The organism is Bacillus sp. S3 (genome assembly GCF_005154805.1).
In the GTDB taxonomy this organism is placed as follows: domain Bacteria; phylum Bacillota; class Bacilli; order Bacillales; family Cytobacillaceae; genus Neobacillus.
In genome coordinates this window covers 979144-995081 of the sequence record NZ_CP039727.1, presented here as the reverse complement: position 1 = coordinate 995081, position 15938 = coordinate 979144, and the positions used below count along the sequence as shown (strand labels likewise).

Genomic DNA, 15938 nt, shown 5'->3' with positions numbered 1-15938 from the left:
CTCCTTGTGGTTTTGGCTAGAGGAAATAGGAGACGGCAATAATAATCGAAAAAGCCGCTCCAATATATGGAGCGGCGCAATTTACACATTCTAGCATCATTGAGCTCTGTCTCCACTTTCCTCCGCTAGTATGAACTAGATCAGGTTCAAAGGGTCCAAGATTCCAATCTTGTCTCAGCCATTACATGGCTCCCCTAGTGGTCAACCTATTCTTTTCCTATTACTATACATTACCAATTTTGATTAAGTCAATGAGACTTTTGACCCTCGTTTATTATTGCTGGGTTCTGTTCATCTCAAAAGGTTCTAATCCGATGAATTCGATGCAGAAACATAAGGTAAGTATTTTTTTGTTCATAGTCTGTTCATATTTTTCTTTTAAAATATATCTTTAAAAAGAAGCCGCAGGAATAATTTTGAACAGACAAAACTATTCTGAAAACTCCTTTTAGGTGAATAGTAGAGAAAATAGAACCTTGCTAAAATGTTCAGCAAGGTTCTTAAATGTATATTTGATTCAACAAAGAAATCAATTGCTTCAAGAAGGAGAAAATTAGGAGTGCTTCAACCGTCAATAAACGCTAATTTTGCCCTCTATTCCTTATTCATTAAACCTTCCCATTAAAATAGTGTTATAGTAATTCCCATCAGATAGGACCTTGTCCTTTTTTAAAATACCCTCCACTTCAAAACCATGTTTTTGATAAAGCTTTATTGCATTGTCATTGGTTTCGAGGACATTCAACGTTATCTTCTTAATATTATTTGTGTCTGCCCAGTGAATGGATTCTTTTAAAAGGTTTTGTCCAATGCCGTATCCCCAAAAATCTTTTAAAACACAGACGCCAAACTCTACCTTATGAGAAGTTCTTTTCAACTGGTTCCCTTCACATCTCGAAAAACCTACAATTCTTCCATTTACTTCAGCAACTAAAAAAAGATTTTTCTTACTTTCTGTATCATCTATTATGATTTGTTTAAAACCTGGCTCGTTTATGTACGCCTCGCCTTTTTCCCGATCTAAATTTTCTGTTTCACCATCTATCTGCACTCTAATTTCAGACAGGTTTTTCGCGTCTTCTTCTATTGCAGATCTAATTATATAAAATAAATTATTAATAATAAATTCCTTCGGGTTAACTCTCATGACGATTCCCTCCCCTCATTAATTGTACATCTTAAGAAATGGCCAGTCTAACCAAACAAAACAAAGCTTTTTGGAGCACCATTTTGACCAACGCGCGGGCCTTTTGGGAAAGAATCTCTGCTTCAGGCATGTTTTTTGGAAGGCTAGAATACAATCGAACAAAGACCACTTTTTGAAAAGGTGATAACTATGAACCAATTATCCTTTAAAGCTTTTGCTATCACAAATGAAATCGACTTGAACAAAATTGCCATTCAATGTGGGATTCCCAAAAAATTCACCTGGGAACAGCCGCTAATCCTGAAAGGGAAAATACTATCCTCTATTCTTGAGAAAAAAGTGGACGAGTCGCAAGCTGTACTGGTTTTTTCATTTGGCAGTATTGTTTTCATTAATTCCGGTAGTACGGATGAAGTGAATCGATTTTTTGCCTACATCCATTCGTTCGAGCCGGAAATCGAACTTGAATCTGCTGGCAGGTACACCGATGATTACAGCCTTCATATCAGAGTTGACGAAACAATCGAATTGACTGACGAATATGTGGTGGTCCCCGAATATGAAAGTTTCTATCCCGAACTAATTTCTACTGTACTCGCTAAATCGGTTGCACTTGAAAAAACGGAGGAGCAACTCGGCAAAATTCATGATACGCTCGAAACCATGATCTACCGGCTAGAAAAAGGAAAACTGAGAATCGGGAATAAGGAATTGGCACGAACCACCGCGAAGATTGTCCGCCATGAGTATAACACCTTGGCCTATATCATGATTCTCGATAAACCTGACATTACTTGGACGAGCAGTACCGCCGGGGAGTTCTACGACAAAATGCTGGAGTTTTTTGAATTAAATGATCGCTACAAAATCCTGAAAAGTAAAACGGAAATTCTCTATAAAATCATGGACGGCTTTTCGACGATCAGCCATTCGATCCGAGGATTATTTGTAGAATGGATTATTGTCATTCTCATTACCTTTGAGATCCTTCTGACACTTTTACAAATTGGCGGGGTACTGCCGTAGATATTTCCGCAGAACAACTAGATAAACGGGTGGAACATATGTTAATTTCAGCGTGTTAAAGGTCTATTTACAATACAGTTGAGATGTTAAGAAGTTGGTCGAAAGCTTAAAGAAACGCTTAGAGTCTTCACTCTAAGCGTCATAAATTTTACTGGAACGGCATTCCATTATTCCCCCTTTAATGGAATATTCAATTTATCTTTGGAACTCAAATTTTACAGGTCTCAGAAAAAGACTCTCTAATGTAGTTTTTGCATCTTTATTCTCAAATAAAATTTCATATAAAGCATTACTAATTGGAAGTTCAACATCATATTGTTCAGATAGATCTTTCAATGCCTTGACTGTTGATACTCCTTCTGCCAATTTCTCAAACTTTTCACCAGTGACAAAAGCTTGTCCAAACCTCCTGTTATGACTATGTAAGGAGAACAAAGTTGCCTCATAATCCCCTAAATGACTCAATCCATAGATTGTTACGTCGTTTCCTCCCATCGCTAAAACAAGGCGGGAAAGTTCCCTGGTCCCTCTAGCCATAAGAGAACCTTTTAAACTGCTGTAATTCAATCCATCCAGCATTCCTGCGGCAATTCCTATCACATTTTTGGCAGCTGCACCTATTTCATTTCCAATCATATCTTGTCCGTAATAAAATCTTATTAAATCGCTATTAAACTCATTAACAATTTTCTTAGTGATTTCAATATCTTCAGAACCAATCACCATACAGTTTGGAATGTTATTTACGAAATCTTGTACGTGTCCTGGACCTACCCAAACAGCTATATTGATACTTTTTCCGATTGCTTCACCAAATACTTGAGATAACCTCTTTCCGCTGTCGGCTTCGAGCCCTTTCATACACAAGATGAAAGTTTTTCCTTGAATATCATCAAAAGAGTTTAATATATGAGCAAAAGAACGTAATTCTTGTGCACTAATCGATATGATAATAATCTCTGCAAATGAAACGGCTTGATGTAGAGAATTACTTAACATAATATCTTCTGGCAGCTTAAGATAATCATTTTTTCTAGTTTCATCTAGTTTGATGTAGTTTTTGGAGTTCTCTCTCCCCCACAACATTACATTATGACCAACTTTGTTAGCATACCACGCAATAAAAGTACCCCATCGCCCACAACCAAGAACAGAAATATTCAATAATCTCACCTTTGTCTGTATTAATTTTTTATCTTTTCTCGATTTCTTTAAAATAATCCACTGTACAGTATTCGACAAATTATAAAAATACCCTTCCACATCTCCTCGATAATGCATTGAAACAAGAATGGAGGCTTCATGATAACCGCATTCTCAGAAAAAATGAGTTGCTTAAACTACAAAAAGCTCGCCAAACTGAACTGCACCCTACTTGTTAAACCGAATCTAACAAAGAGGGGTCACTTCAAATCGGCGAGTGTTTTCCTTATGCTTTCATTTTTTCAGGTAATTCCTTTCCTAAATCCATCGAAGTACTATGTCCTGGCTGAAGTTTTGCGCTTGGGTTAAAATAGCTTATCGCATTATTAACAGCCGTAGGACCTTCTCCGAACCCAACCGTAATCAGTTTGACTTTTCCTGGATATGTCGTAATATCTCCCGCTGCATAAATTCCAGGTATATTTGTCTCCATTTTTGTATTCACAACAATCGAACCTTTTTCTAATGTTAGATCCCCTTCTTTAATAGGACCCAATGATGATACAAAACCAAAGTTAACAACAATCTCATCTACTTCTAAAGCCATTTCTTCACCTGAATGGATGTTTCCTAAAACGATTTGTTCAATTCTTTCTGTACCGATTAAATCCTTCGTAATATACGGGGTAATTATATTTACACTAGAATTCATTAATGTTTTCACACTGCTCTCGTGGGCACGGAATTTATCGCGACGGTGAACAAGATTTACTTCTTTCGCAATTGGTTCAAGCATTAGCGCCCAATCGACAGCGGAATCTCCCCCGCCAATTACGGTTACTTTCTTGTCTTTAAACGAGCGCAAATCCTTAATGAAGTAATGTAAATTTTTCTTTTCAAAGTACTTCGCATTTTCATGGTCGAGCTTTTTTGGCTTGAACGCACCAACACCCGCTGTAATAATAATGGTTCGCGAGAAATGTGTTGCTTTATTAGTCGTAATCAAGAAAGAACCATTCTCCAGCTTTTGAATATTTAATACTTGTTCTTCCAGTGCAACGGAAGGGTGGAATTGTTCAATTTGTTTTAATAAGTTATTTACCAAGTCCTGAGCACGAATTTGCGGAAAACCTGCAATATCATATATAAATTTATCCGGATAGAGAGCTGCAAGTTGACCGCCAAGTTGTGGCATGCTTTCGATGATTTTCACACTGCATTGCCTTATCCCGCCATAAAAAGCAGTAAAAAGGCCAGCTGGCCCTCCGCCAATCACTGTTATATCGTAGATTTTATTATTCATATTATTCTCCTGCCTTTATTTACGCTGATTTATGATAAATGTATACACGAGCAATTATTTTGTTCTATCATCACTCTATTTTTAATTAATGTATGTTAGTACTAACTAACATACAGGATAAAATAATATAATTGGAATGATCCAATTATATTATTTTCGCTATTCATCCGTTAGTTTGTAATAACTAACTAATTTAACAAAAAGATTCTATCCATCCATTTTTAATGCCCTAACAAATATTTGCACTGCTGTACTAATAAATTCTTCGCTGCCTATTGCAGTAATTTGATGCCCATCTACAAAATTACGTGAAACAAACTCACCATACACCATATATAAATAAGACATTGCAAGACCTTCAACATTGCCTTCGAACTGCATCTTGCCCATCTGCTTCATTTCTAAAAAATAATAAATAAGAAGTTCCTTTAATTGACGAGGATGTTTATTAATTTGTTCAAATAAACCTTCAATTGTATTTCCTTCCTTATATGCAATAAGAATAACTTTTTGGTTTTTCTTCATTAATTTATGATATGCTTCACTGATCATTAACAAATCTTTTTCTAAATCCCAAACAATATTCTTATCAAAAAGTTCTTTCATTGATGTAGAATAATAGAATCGATCAATCGCTGCTTCTAAAATACCTTGTTTTGTTCCGAAATGACGAAATAATGTCATTTCACTTACAGAGGCTTCTTTGGCAATTTCTTTTGTCGAGACCGCTTTATATCCTTTTTCAGCTATTAAATTTATTGCCGAAAATAAAAGTCGATCACTCGTATCTGTCATATCGACGACCACAATGACGACCTCCCTTCATTTCAATTTATCATTATAATATTTTAATTTGAATAACCTTGTCAACAATCATGGCAATTTCTGTATATCATATGTGCCAAATATGGAAAAATTGCCACTTCCTCCTTAATCATTTGCCAAGGGTACAAAAAATAGACCCTTGGCAGAAACAACAATCTCTTCCCAACAATATATTTATATAGCAAACTCTTCAATCGTATTTGGAGCAAACAACTCTTCAATACCTACACGTCTTTCGGATAAACCTTGTTTATAGTGATACTCCAAAAACGTTTCAAGTGCCTTTCTGTTCTTCTCGAATCCATATGTCCACAAATCATCTTTGAAGAGTTTTCGTGCTTCCTCAGCTTCTGCTACAAACCAAGGCAACATCGTTTTAATCGCTGTTGTATCAAATAGATTCTTTTTGGCAATCTCCCTGGCTTGGTTAAAGGCTTTAACTAATTCTTGCGCTACCCATGGGTTTTCATTATATACTTCCTTTTTCAGAACGACTGTATGCATAATTGGGAAAATACCGGTCCTTTGATAATAGTCCTTTTCTACCTCTTTATAGTTCGGGAATAACCTCGAAATGCGTGGATCTCCTTCATCGAACGGCTTAGGCAGTCTTGCACATAACAGGCCATCAATTTCTCCCGCTAATAACATTGAGGTAAGCGTTTTACCTTCAGGGGCCTCTTCAATCGTAAGATTAGCCGGCGCAGTCCACGGTACTCTTTCTTTTCTGCCACTTTGTTCTTCCCCGCCCGTTACCCACGTAATGGATTCAGGAGAAACGCCATATTCATCCTCTAAAATTCCCCGTTGCCACACTAATGCTGTCATTTGATATTCCGGAACCCCAATGCGGCGTCCAATTAATTGTTCAGGTTTCGTGATACCAGCATCACTTCTTACTAAAATATTTCCATGTCTAAATGCACGTGAAAGAAAAACTGGTAAGGCAATAAACGGACTGTTTCCTCGAGAAACCCCCATAACGTAAGATGAGAGTGAAAATTCCGCTACATCGATATCTTGATAGCGCGCCATTCTAAAGAAAAGCTCTTCTGCATCTAAATGTAAAGGAAATAAATCTACCCCTTGTACTCGGACTCTCCCATCACGAATAGGTGCACAACGGTCATAATCGCCTGTAGCTAAAGTAAGTTTTAACATATAATCTCTCTCCCTTTGGTATGTTTTTGTTTTAATTTTTTGTTAACGTTATCCTAATCATTCATTAGTGACCAAAGATAATTAGGTGATAACGGTAATTTATTAATTTTTATTTCGAATGGAAGTAATGCATCTTCAATTGCATTGGCTAAAACGGCTGCAGGCGATATTGTTCCACCTTCCCCCAGTCCTTTTACACCAAGTGGATTTCTTGGGCTGGCAGACTCCATATGAATAGCTTTAATTTCAGGTACTTCACTGGCAGTTGGTAAAAGATAATCCATATAAGTCCCCGTTAAAAGTTGACCGTTTTTATCATAGATAATCTCTTCATAAATGGCTCCGCCGATTCCTTGAGCAACACCTCCCATTAATTGACCATCAGCTATGAGCGGATTAATAATTTTACCAGCATCATGAGAAACAACATAATCTAAGATTTCAACTTTACCCGTTTCAATATCTACTTCTACTATGGCAGCATGGACTCCGTTTGAATAGGTTACCGTCTCCGGAATAAAATATTTCTCTACACGTAATCCTGGTTCAATATCCGCAAATTTGGCAGGTAGTTTATTTGGTTTTACCCAATCTGCCAGTTCGGCGTAAGTATATCCACGGGATTGATCTTCTCGATGAAATACTCTTCCATTTTCAACTTCCAATTCAATCGTTGGCACTTCCAGTAAAACCGAAGCAATTTTCAAAGATTTTGTCCGGATTTCTTTTGCCGCATTCAAAACAGCACTGCCACTAACAACTGTACTTCTACTTCCATACGTGCCGCTTCCATATGGAATCGCACCGGTATCCCCTATAACCACTTGGACATCCTCTATATTAATGCCTAAAGTTTCCGCACATATTTGAGCCCAGGTTGTTTTATGTCCTTGACCTTGATCTGCCGAACTAACCTTACAAACAATTGCTCCAGTTGGATCAATTTCTATTCGGCAGCCATCATGGGGCCCTTGACCAGTTCCCTCTACGTAAGCAGAAAAACCTATCCCTAAATATTTACCATTCAATAACGCCTTTTTTTGCTTTTCCCGGAATTCATCATATTTTATGGCTTTCACTGCTTCTTCAAAGCAAGCGAGATAATCGCCGGAATCATACACTAAAGGTTCCCCATCCTTATAAATCCGGCCAGTGTCAAATGGCATTTCATTTATCGTAATAAGGTTTATTCTCCGAACCTCGACGGGTTCCAAGTTTAACTTTTTAGCCACCATATCTATAATTCTATCCATTACGAACACTGCTTCTGGACGGCCAGCTCCCCTGTATTGAGAACATGGGGTTTTATTTGTCACAGCCACTTTTGCATCACATTCATAGTTTACGATTCGATACGGGCCAGGCAAATGGGATGCTGTATTATAAGTCGAGTTAACCCCATATAAACTATGTGCCCCCGTGTCAAGGATTAGTTCGTCACGCAATCCAACAATTCTCCCGTCCTTCATGAAGCCAACTTCTACCTCATGATGCTGATCCCTTGCATGTGCGGCACTTTTCATATGTTCCAAACGATCTTCCGTCCATTTTAGTGGAATATTTAATCTTGTTGTAAAATACGACATCGCTATTTCCTCCGGATAGATCAGGGCTTTACCACCAAATCCTCCGCCAACGTTAGGCGCAATCACACGAATATTTGTTTCTGCCATCCCAATCGTTTTTGAAATATGAGACCTTAGCAAATGTGGCATTTGGGTTGAACTCCAAACTGTTAGTGATTGAGAATTTTCATCCCATTTTGAAATGACTCCACGAGTTTCCATTGGGTTCGGGCTTTGTCTATTAATCTTAAAAGATTCCTTTATAACAAAATCTGCCTTCTTAATAGCTTCACTAGCATTTCCGGCTTCCACTTTATAGGAGACAGCAACATTATCTCCCCAGTCCTCATGTAATAACTCAGTACCTTTAGAGACTGCCTTCTCTGGATCTACAACTGCCGGAAGGGGCTCATACTCTATTTCTATTAATTCCAATGCATCTTCAGCAATGGCCCTTGAAGTTGCAATTACCGCAGCTATTGCTTCTCCAACAAAACAAACTTTATCATATGCAAGGGCCCGTTGAGTTTGAGGCTTTAAAATAGGATTTTCACGTTTTTTAACTCCTGGATAAACATTGGACATAATCGGCATGATACTTACATCGTTATAAAGCTCTTTTCCTGTAAAAACCGTTACAACGCCTTCAACATCTAACGCTCTTGAGGTGTCAATATTTATTATTTTTGCATGTGCATAAGGGGATCTTAAAAATGCCACATGATGCAAATTTAATAGTTTAATATCGTCCAGATATTCTCCCTTACCAGTTAGTAGCCGATGATCTTCACGTCGTTTGATTGCCCTGCCAATATACTTGTTTTCATCTGTCTTCACTGTAATTTCCATCATAATCCCTGCCTTTACAGTTACTCCTGACTGCATGTTAGTTATTAATAACCAACATACAACCAAACAATATCTTACGTGATGGTTTTGAACACTTTAAATGATATATTTTCTAAATATTCTGTATATTGAATATATCAATTCATATTATTGATGTCAACTTTCTGTCCCTCCTTGCTAGTGGTTAAAGGGCCTGTTGATTTGTTTGTTCATCTACCCAAGTTGGAACTTCTGAAACTTCAAGTGGTTGTTCTTTCATGAAAAATGCACATAAAGCACCAGCACCCGCAATACAAGCTAAAAATGTAAACACTTGATTGAAATTCTGCGAACCAGAAGCATTAACTATTACTAAGTATCCCGCAATAATCGGTGAAATAAAAGATCCGAATTGTCCAGCTGTATTTGATATCCCTATAGCCTTTCCAAGTACTTCTTTTGGATATCTGTTTTGTAAAGAGGCTAATGAAGCACCAATATTAAAGCTGATAAAAAAGCCAATGAGTAACAATAAAGGCAGGAGCAGAGAGATATTACCTTTATCAACCCGCCCAATTATTAAGAGTAATGGTACAAGAGATAAGTAGGCAATTAAAGCAATAGGCTTCATACGATGAAAAACCTTATCCATTAACCATCCGCCAAGCATCATAGAAAAAATAGAAACAATATAAGGTAATGAAGCAATGATTCCCATTTTCCCTATATCCATCCCATGCTGCTTAACTAAGAATGAGGTTAACCATGTGGTACATCCCCAGTACACGGCTAGCTGACAGAATTGAATAATGGAATATAGGTAAAAATAGCTGTCCTTCAAAAAGATACTAGAGTTTACTTTTTTACTCTTATCATTTAAACCTTCTACAGTATGAACCTTTGATAGTTCTGTTTTAACCTTTTTTAGATCTTTCTTGTTACTTTTGATTTCCTCAGGTGAATTCTGCAAAAATACCCACAATATCACGACTCCAAGAATACCCGGAATGGCAAGCAAGTAAAAAACCGGCCGCCAAGCTCCACCAAATAAAAGCACTGATAATGTAGTCAGTATGACTGGCCCAATCGCCGATGCAACAGTCTTTCCTGTTGAAAAAGAAGACATTGCCATTCCCTGTTCTTTAGATGGAAACCATCTTTTAATTGTTTGGGCTGCACCTGGATAAAATCCCGCTTCTCCTATTGCTAATCCAAATCGAAGGATCATAAAATGTGTGAAGTTTTTAACTGAGCCTGTCATAGCGGTAACAGCAGAAAAGATAACAATAGAAATACCCATTATTTTTTTGGGCCCAAATTTATCAACGAGATAACCATATGGTATTTGGCAAAGAGCATATACAAAGAAGAATGCTGATACAAGTTGTCCTGATTGAACTGGAGTAAGCTTAAGATCCTCGGACATAAAGGGAAGAAAGGTTGTAATAATTAACCGATCTAAATAATTGACCGTATATAAAAACCAGAGTAAAACAAGGACTAAGTATCGCTTTTTCAAAAAGGATTTTAAAACACCTTTCATCAATTTCATCCTCTCATCATTTCATTCACTAGTGATTAGTAACTATTGAGAATATACTACAAAGTTTTACAAAATACCCCTAAATTAAAGGAAGACTTTGCTGAGAAGAGTTATTATGTAAGAGATGGACAAAAGTTGATTTTTCAAAAAAACACCACAGTCAAGAATGAGCAACTTCCTGCTTTTCCAACCTTCCCTTTTGATTTTCCGTTTCCGCTTTCGTAAATTGTTTCACCGCTTTTATTATATTGGTATATCCAGTACATCTACATAGATTTCCGGAAATCATCTCTCCTATTTCATTGTCATCTGGCGATGGATTTTTCTCTAGTTCACATACTATAGACATTAGAAATCCTGGAGTACAAAAACCGCATTGCAGGGCATGATTGTCTGAAAACGCCTGTTGCAGTGGATGAAGTGTTCCGTCTTCGGAAGCAAGCGATTCAACCGTTTCAATTTTTGCCCCATCCGCTTGGACCGCAAACACTAAGCAGGCACGAACCGCTCGACCGTCCATCTTTACAGTACATGCACCGCACACTCCATGTTCACAACCGACATGAGTACCTGTTAAATCTAATTCTTCACGTAAAAACTCTGCCAATAAAAGTCGTGATTCAACTTCTTTTGTGACTTTTATTCCATTTACCGTTAACTCAATCTTTTCATTGGTCATCTTACCATCCCCTTAGGTACTCTATTTATCGCCGTCAGTAATGCTTTCTTTGTTAAGACGGAAGCTAAGTGAATCCGGTACTCTCTAGATGAGTGCAAATCACTTTCGGGATCCAGATAATTTTCCATAGAACTAACAGCCTCAGTGATGACATCCTCTTTCGGTTCTTTCCCATTCAAAAAGTCTTCAATTTCTTCTAAAACAACTGGTGTTGGCCCAACCCCGCCAACAGCTAGTCGCACAGAAGAAAAGTGGCCTTCTTCATCAAGTCCAACAACTGCTGCTACTTCAACAAGGGCAAAATCACCATGTCGTCTAGTGATTTCAACGAAAGCGGATCCATCATTTTCGTTTATTATAGGAAACCTTATCTCTTTCACTAGTTCTGTTGGTTCCAAAGAGGTCAGAAGATAGGTAAGGAAAAATTCCTCTGTAGGTACTGTTCTTTCGCCGTCTGGACCGATAATGACTACTTCTCCCCGTAACGCACTTATAATACAAGGCAGCTCTGCCGATGGATCAGCATGGGCGATACTTCCTCCTATGGTGCCGCGACTTCGAATTTGAGGATGCCCTACATTTTTCATGCCTTCAGATAATAATGGACAATATTTACGAACTAACTCGGATTCTTCCACCTCATAATGCCTTGTTAGGGCACCAATCGCTAGGAATGGCCCGTCTTTTTTAATATAATTTAAATCTTTTATGCGGCTGACATCTATTAAATATTTAGGTGTAGATAACCTCATATTTAATACAGGAATTAAGCTCTGCCCTCCTGATATGATTTTAGCATCCTCCCCATACTCCTCTAGTAATCGAATGGCTTCTTCTATCGTTGTTGGTCGTAAATAATTAAATTTCGCCGGTTTCATTTTTTAACCTCCATTAGGAAAATCAGATGGATTTTAGTTTGTCACAGTGTTTTTTAAAGAGACCTTCTCCACATCCTTGAAAAACTTTCCTGCCATAAATTTTGCTATTCCGGATAAAACACGGCTCCCAACACTTGCAATCATTCCTCCAATTTCAGCATTGCAATTCCATTCAAGGACACAGCCGTTTTCGGTAGGATAGAGCTTGCAGTCCATTTTGGCGGTTACATGCCCTGGCGATCCACTTCCCTCCGCATTAAAAATATAATAATGATATTTTTCCTTTTCCTCCAGCTTTACTTTCCCGCTATATTCACCTTTAACAGCCGCTACACCCAGTTTCATGCTTACCTCATATTCGTTTTCACTAACTAGTTTCAATTCTTTACAACCTGGGATGATTTCTTTTAGAATTTCCGGATCATGCAATGCATTCCAAATCACTTCAACTGGCTGTTTAAATTCCGTTTTTCCTTTTAATTCCATACATTATTCCTCCCAATTTTACCAATGCTTCACCATTAGCTAGTTAGCACTAACTAACACAATTTGATTACGTTATTACTTTAATTTCTTTTACACTGTGAATAACTTGATAAATATATCATAAATTAAACATTCCGAATTTTCAACACATTTTTACAACTGTCTTTTTAATAAAGTGTCTTAATAGACATAGGCTTTCTTTATGAAGTCTGCCAAGAGCAACATTATTTACTCTTGGCAGACCATAACACTATTGCTCCTTCAATTTACAAAGAGCTCCTATTTCAAGATACCTATCTCTTTAAAATACTTTGCTGCTCCTGGGTGCAATTTAGCTGGTGCTACATTAACCATCTTTTCCGGGGTAAGACTTTCTAAATCCTTGTGAAGTGCTCGGATACTATCAATGTTTTCGACTAGAGTTTTTGTAATCGTGTATGCCTCTTCTTCAGTCATATTTGGATCTACCATTACCATCGCACCTGCGTTAACAGTATTTATATCGTTTGGCTGAAATTTATAAGTGCCTCCCTTAAGAATACTTGGAGGGGTACCCATTTTTTCATTTAACAATTTTTGAGCCTTTTCATTGATTGGTAGTAAAAGAATATCTTTAGTAGCTGATAATTCCATTAATGTGGCATCCGGTGCAAACACAGGATCACCTGTCCAATCTAATTTATTGTCTTTCATTTGTTCCGCACTAGGTTTCCATGCCTCATAGTATACTTCTCCGCCCCACTTCTTAATGTCATCATAGCTGATGCCATATGATTCGAAAACGTATTTATTTACTTTTTCCACCATATTACCTCGCTGGTTGACACCAATACGGATCGGCGGCTTTTTCTCAGCAATATCCTCCATGGATGCAATTCCGTATTTATCGGCAAAGTCTTTCGTTATCGCAATCTGAAGTGGCGCATTGTCGTACAAATTAATTAATGCAGAGACCTGATCAACTTTGCTTTTAAAAGGTTCCTCTCCTTCTAATCCCGCCTTCACTTCGAAATTAAAAGCAATCCCAAGTGGCACTTGTCCTGAAGAGACGGATATTACATTTTTTACTCCATTGCCGGTTTCGTAGCTGAACTGTGTCCCAGGATTCGATTTACGCAGGATACTCCCGACACCTTCCCCAATTAATGACCAGAATCCTCCTGCCGATCCTCCAGCCATCGTCAATGATAGTGGAGCTGTCTTTGTCTCAGTCTTTGTCTCTGTCTTTGTCCTTTCTTCTTTAGTTGAAGCTTTTTCTTGTTGACCACATGATGCCAATAACAAAGTTGTTAGTAATAGAAACACAATAAACGCTTTCTTTTTCATACTAAGGTTCCCCCCTAAATTTTTTATTAGATGAACGATGCATGCTTATTGAATTAATCGAATTCAATAACTTGGGAATTAATAAGTACACTTTTCTTTTTGTTGAGATAATCGTTTATTACAATGGCACCGATTACAATTCCCGCTGCAACATTTATAATAAAGCCAGGGTAAATCATAGCTATTCCTGAGAATATAAGAGCTATCCGCTTCCAAATGTTTAAAGAATTGAATAAATAACTTTCGTACCCGGCTGCTAGAGCATATACACCGATAACTGCGGTAATAGCGGTAAACACAATCTGCAGGAGGCTCCCTTGTAATAGCAAGCTAGGCTGAAATACAAACATAAATGGGATAAGGAAACCTACAAACGCTAATTTACTAGCTTGAAAACCTATCGCTATTGGATTCGCATTTGCAATCCCGGAGGCTGTAAACGCTGCCACCCCAACTGGAGGAGTAATGGCAGATAAAGCTGAAAAGAAAAGTAAGAACAAATGGGTTGGCAATACATCCAATCCCAGCTGAATAAGTGCAGGGGATACTAATGCTGCTACTAAAACGTATACAGAGGCAGTCGGCATCCCCATTCCGAGAATGATACAAATGACTGCTGAAACAATCAGAGACAACAGTAAATTTCCGCCTGTCATTGTGAATATAAGTGAAGTAATTTTCCCGGCCATTCCAGTTAAATTGATTACCCCTATGATAATTCCGGCAGTTGCACAAGCTACAGTTAATGGCGCAATCGAATACACCACATCGTTAAATATATCAATAATATGTCTCCACGTAATCCAAGTACTGCGACGCACAAAGCTTAGTACAAAAGTTACAGCAATTCCAAAACAAGCTGCAAGGGAAGGGGTAAATCCACTAAGCATTGCCCAAACTAAGGCGATCACGGGAAGTATATAGAAAAATCCATTCTTAAAAGTGTCTTTGAATCTAGGAATCTCATTTGCAGGTAATCCGACTAAATTTAACTTTAATGAACGAAAATGAACTTGGAAGTAAATCCCTAAGTAATACAATATAGCACTTAATACAGATGCTATAGCAATATCCACATATCTAATACCAGTAAACTCAGCCATAAGAAAGGCTACAGATCCCATTATAGGGGGAAGAATCGTTCCACCAGTGGCAGCGGCGGCTTCAACTGCACCTGCAAAAACCGGGCTATACCCCCGCTTTTTCATCATTGGAATATTAATTGATCCCGTCGTTGCCACATCGGAAGAGGGGCTCCCCGAAATGCTCCCAAATATTCCTGCTGATGTTACAGCTACTTTAGCCAAGCCCCCTACTTTTTTCCCCATAAAAGCAGCACATATGTCAAAGATAAATTGCCCTGCTCCCGCTTTTTGAAAGAAATGGCCAAACATAATAAATAGGAAAGCATAAGTAGCCGCCACCTGTACAGGTGCACCAAAAATACCATTCGTTGTAAAAACCATTTCTTCAATAAAATGATCGATGGTAATTAACCGATGACCAAATGGCCCATTGATGAAGTGACCAAAAAAAGTGTAACCCAGTCCAATTAGAAGTAAAAAAGTAAGTCCAAATCCAAGCGTACGGCGAGTTAGTTCCAGAACAGCAACAATAATAATAAGCCCAGAAATAATGTCCAGCGAGCTAAGAGGATCTACCCCGCTTATTCTTGATAAAAGCACATCCATATTCATAATAAAATGGAGTCCTGCACCCAATACGATAAATGCGAATATATAATCTATTGTTAAAAGTACAGGTGTCGACTTCTTTGAAAATCTTGTTGTAATAAATGAAACAGGAAGGATGCCGGTTAAAAACGCAACAGCATACGCATAAGGACTCATATTACCTACAGAGCCTAGCCAAAGTTCAAAAACGGAGAGGCTAACAGCAAGTATTGTAAATACGATGAAGAAAACTCCGCGGGGCTTTTCTCGAAGCCCCTCTTGAAATAGAAAGGACAATCGTTTTTTCAATTTCATTTCATCACTCCTATCGTTGGTCTTAAGGGCTACACTTTAA

Annotated in this window: 13 protein-coding genes and 1 riboswitch; of the genes, 1 reads left to right on the top strand and 12 read right to left on the bottom strand. The window is 37.9% G+C overall.

Going from position 1 to position 15938, the window contains the following annotated elements:
• Positions 1-100: 100 nt before the first annotated feature.
• A riboswitch (TPP riboswitch) is annotated at positions 101-206 on the bottom strand.
• A gap of 395 nt (positions 207-601) precedes the next feature.
• Positions 602-1147: a GNAT family N-acetyltransferase gene (locus FAY30_RS04590; RefSeq protein ID WP_149868775.1), complete on the bottom strand. Its 546-nt coding sequence runs from the start codon at positions 1145-1147 to the stop codon at positions 602-604.
• A gap of 189 nt (positions 1148-1336) precedes the next feature.
• On the opposite strand from FAY30_RS04590, the gene FAY30_RS04585 reads away from it, so the two are divergent.
• A complete protein-coding gene (locus FAY30_RS04585; RefSeq protein ID WP_149868774.1) occupies positions 1337-2173 on the top strand; it encodes an RMD1 family protein in 837 nt (278 codons plus the stop codon).
• A 195-nt stretch (positions 2174-2368) separates the two neighbouring features.
• Here the strand turns inward: FAY30_RS04585 and FAY30_RS04580 are convergent, their stop codons facing one another.
• The 11 genes from FAY30_RS04580 to FAY30_RS04530 all read right to left on the bottom strand — a co-directional run bounded on the left by FAY30_RS04580 (position 2369) and on the right by FAY30_RS04530 (position 15898).
• On the bottom strand, positions 2369-3436 hold the full coding sequence (locus FAY30_RS04580) for an NAD(P)H-dependent glycerol-3-phosphate dehydrogenase (RefSeq protein ID WP_223820893.1): 1068 nt from the start codon (positions 3434-3436) through the stop codon (positions 2369-2371).
• A gap of 166 nt (positions 3437-3602) precedes the next feature.
• Complete coding sequence (locus FAY30_RS04575; protein ID WP_149868773.1) at positions 3603-4619, bottom strand: NAD(P)/FAD-dependent oxidoreductase; 1017 nt, start codon at positions 4617-4619, stop codon at positions 3603-3605.
• Positions 4620-4826: 207 nt separating this feature from the next.
• Positions 4827-5426, bottom strand: a complete 600-nt coding sequence (locus FAY30_RS04570) for a TetR/AcrR family transcriptional regulator (RefSeq protein ID WP_223820892.1) — start codon at positions 5424-5426, stop codon at positions 4827-4829.
• Between the two features lie 192 nt (positions 5427-5618).
• Positions 5619-6605 carry an ABC transporter substrate-binding protein gene (locus FAY30_RS04565; protein WP_149868772.1) on the bottom strand — a complete coding sequence of 329 codons (987 nt, stop codon included), beginning with the start codon at positions 6603-6605 and terminating at the stop codon, positions 5619-5621.
• 53 nt (positions 6606-6658) lie between these two features.
• Positions 6659-9019: a xanthine dehydrogenase family protein molybdopterin-binding subunit gene (locus FAY30_RS04560; protein ID WP_190284817.1), complete on the bottom strand. Its 2361-nt coding sequence runs from the start codon at positions 9017-9019 to the stop codon at positions 6659-6661.
• Positions 9020-9203: 184 nt separating this feature from the next.
• Positions 9204-10541, bottom strand: a complete 1338-nt coding sequence (locus tag FAY30_RS04555) for an MFS transporter (protein ID WP_149868770.1) — start codon at positions 10539-10541, stop codon at positions 9204-9206.
• A 160-nt stretch (positions 10542-10701) separates the two neighbouring features.
• Positions 10702-11220, bottom strand: coding sequence for a (2Fe-2S)-binding protein (locus tag FAY30_RS04550; protein ID WP_190284816.1), 519 nt, complete (start codon positions 11218-11220; stop codon positions 10702-10704).
• The gene (locus tag FAY30_RS04545; protein ID WP_149868769.1) at positions 11217-12098 is read right to left on the bottom strand and encodes an FAD binding domain-containing protein; all 882 of its coding nucleotides are present in this window, start codon (positions 12096-12098) and stop codon (positions 11217-11219) included. The genes FAY30_RS04550 and FAY30_RS04545 overlap by 4 nt, the downstream gene beginning before the upstream one ends.
• A gap of 33 nt (positions 12099-12131) precedes the next feature.
• Positions 12132-12584 (bottom strand): SRPBCC family protein, encoded by a 453-nt coding sequence (locus FAY30_RS04540; protein WP_149868768.1) that lies wholly within the window; start codon positions 12582-12584, stop codon positions 12132-12134.
• Positions 12585-12863: 279 nt separating this feature from the next.
• A complete protein-coding gene (locus FAY30_RS04535) occupies positions 12864-13910 on the bottom strand; it encodes a TAXI family TRAP transporter solute-binding subunit (RefSeq protein WP_149868767.1) in 1047 nt (348 codons plus the stop codon).
• Positions 13911-13963: 53 nt separating this feature from the next.
• Positions 13964-15898, bottom strand: a complete 1935-nt coding sequence (locus FAY30_RS04530; protein ID WP_149868766.1) for a TRAP transporter permease — start codon at positions 15896-15898, stop codon at positions 13964-13966.
• Positions 15899-15938 lie beyond the last annotated feature (40 nt).

What these genes read in the sequence shown, in the direction of transcription:
- FAY30_RS04590 (WP_149868775.1), bottom strand. Translation starts at nt 1,147, where the DNA reads ATGAGAGTTAACCCGAAGGAATTTATTATTAATAATTTATTTTATATA.
- FAY30_RS04585 (WP_149868774.1), top strand. Translation starts at nt 1,337, where the DNA reads ATGAACCAATTATCCTTTAAAGCTTTTGCTATCACAAATGAAATCGAC.
- FAY30_RS04575 (WP_149868773.1), bottom strand. Translation starts at nt 4,619, where the DNA reads ATGAATAATAAAATCTACGATATAACAGTGATTGGCGGAGGGCCAGCT.
- FAY30_RS04565 (WP_149868772.1), bottom strand. Translation starts at nt 6,605, where the DNA reads ATGTTAAAACTTACTTTAGCTACAGGCGATTATGACCGTTGTGCACCT.
- FAY30_RS04560 (WP_190284817.1), bottom strand. Translation starts at nt 9,019, where the DNA reads ATGGAAATTACAGTGAAGACAGATGAAAACAAGTATATTGGCAGGGCA.
- FAY30_RS04555 (WP_149868770.1), bottom strand. Translation starts at nt 10,541, where the DNA reads ATGAAAGGTGTTTTAAAATCCTTTTTGAAAAAGCGATACTTAGTCCTT.
- FAY30_RS04550 (WP_190284816.1), bottom strand. Translation starts at nt 11,220, where the DNA reads ATGACCAATGAAAAGATTGAGTTAACGGTAAATGGAATAAAAGTCACA.
- FAY30_RS04545 (WP_149868769.1), bottom strand. Translation starts at nt 12,098, where the DNA reads ATGAAACCGGCGAAATTTAATTATTTACGACCAACAACGATAGAAGAA.
- FAY30_RS04540 (WP_149868768.1), bottom strand. Translation starts at nt 12,584, where the DNA reads ATGGAATTAAAAGGAAAAACGGAATTTAAACAGCCAGTTGAAGTGATT.
- FAY30_RS04535 (WP_149868767.1), bottom strand. Translation starts at nt 13,910, where the DNA reads ATGAAAAAGAAAGCGTTTATTGTGTTTCTATTACTAACAACTTTGTTA.
- FAY30_RS04530 (WP_149868766.1), bottom strand. Translation starts at nt 15,898, where the DNA reads ATGAAATTGAAAAAACGATTGTCCTTTCTATTTCAAGAGGGGCTTCGA.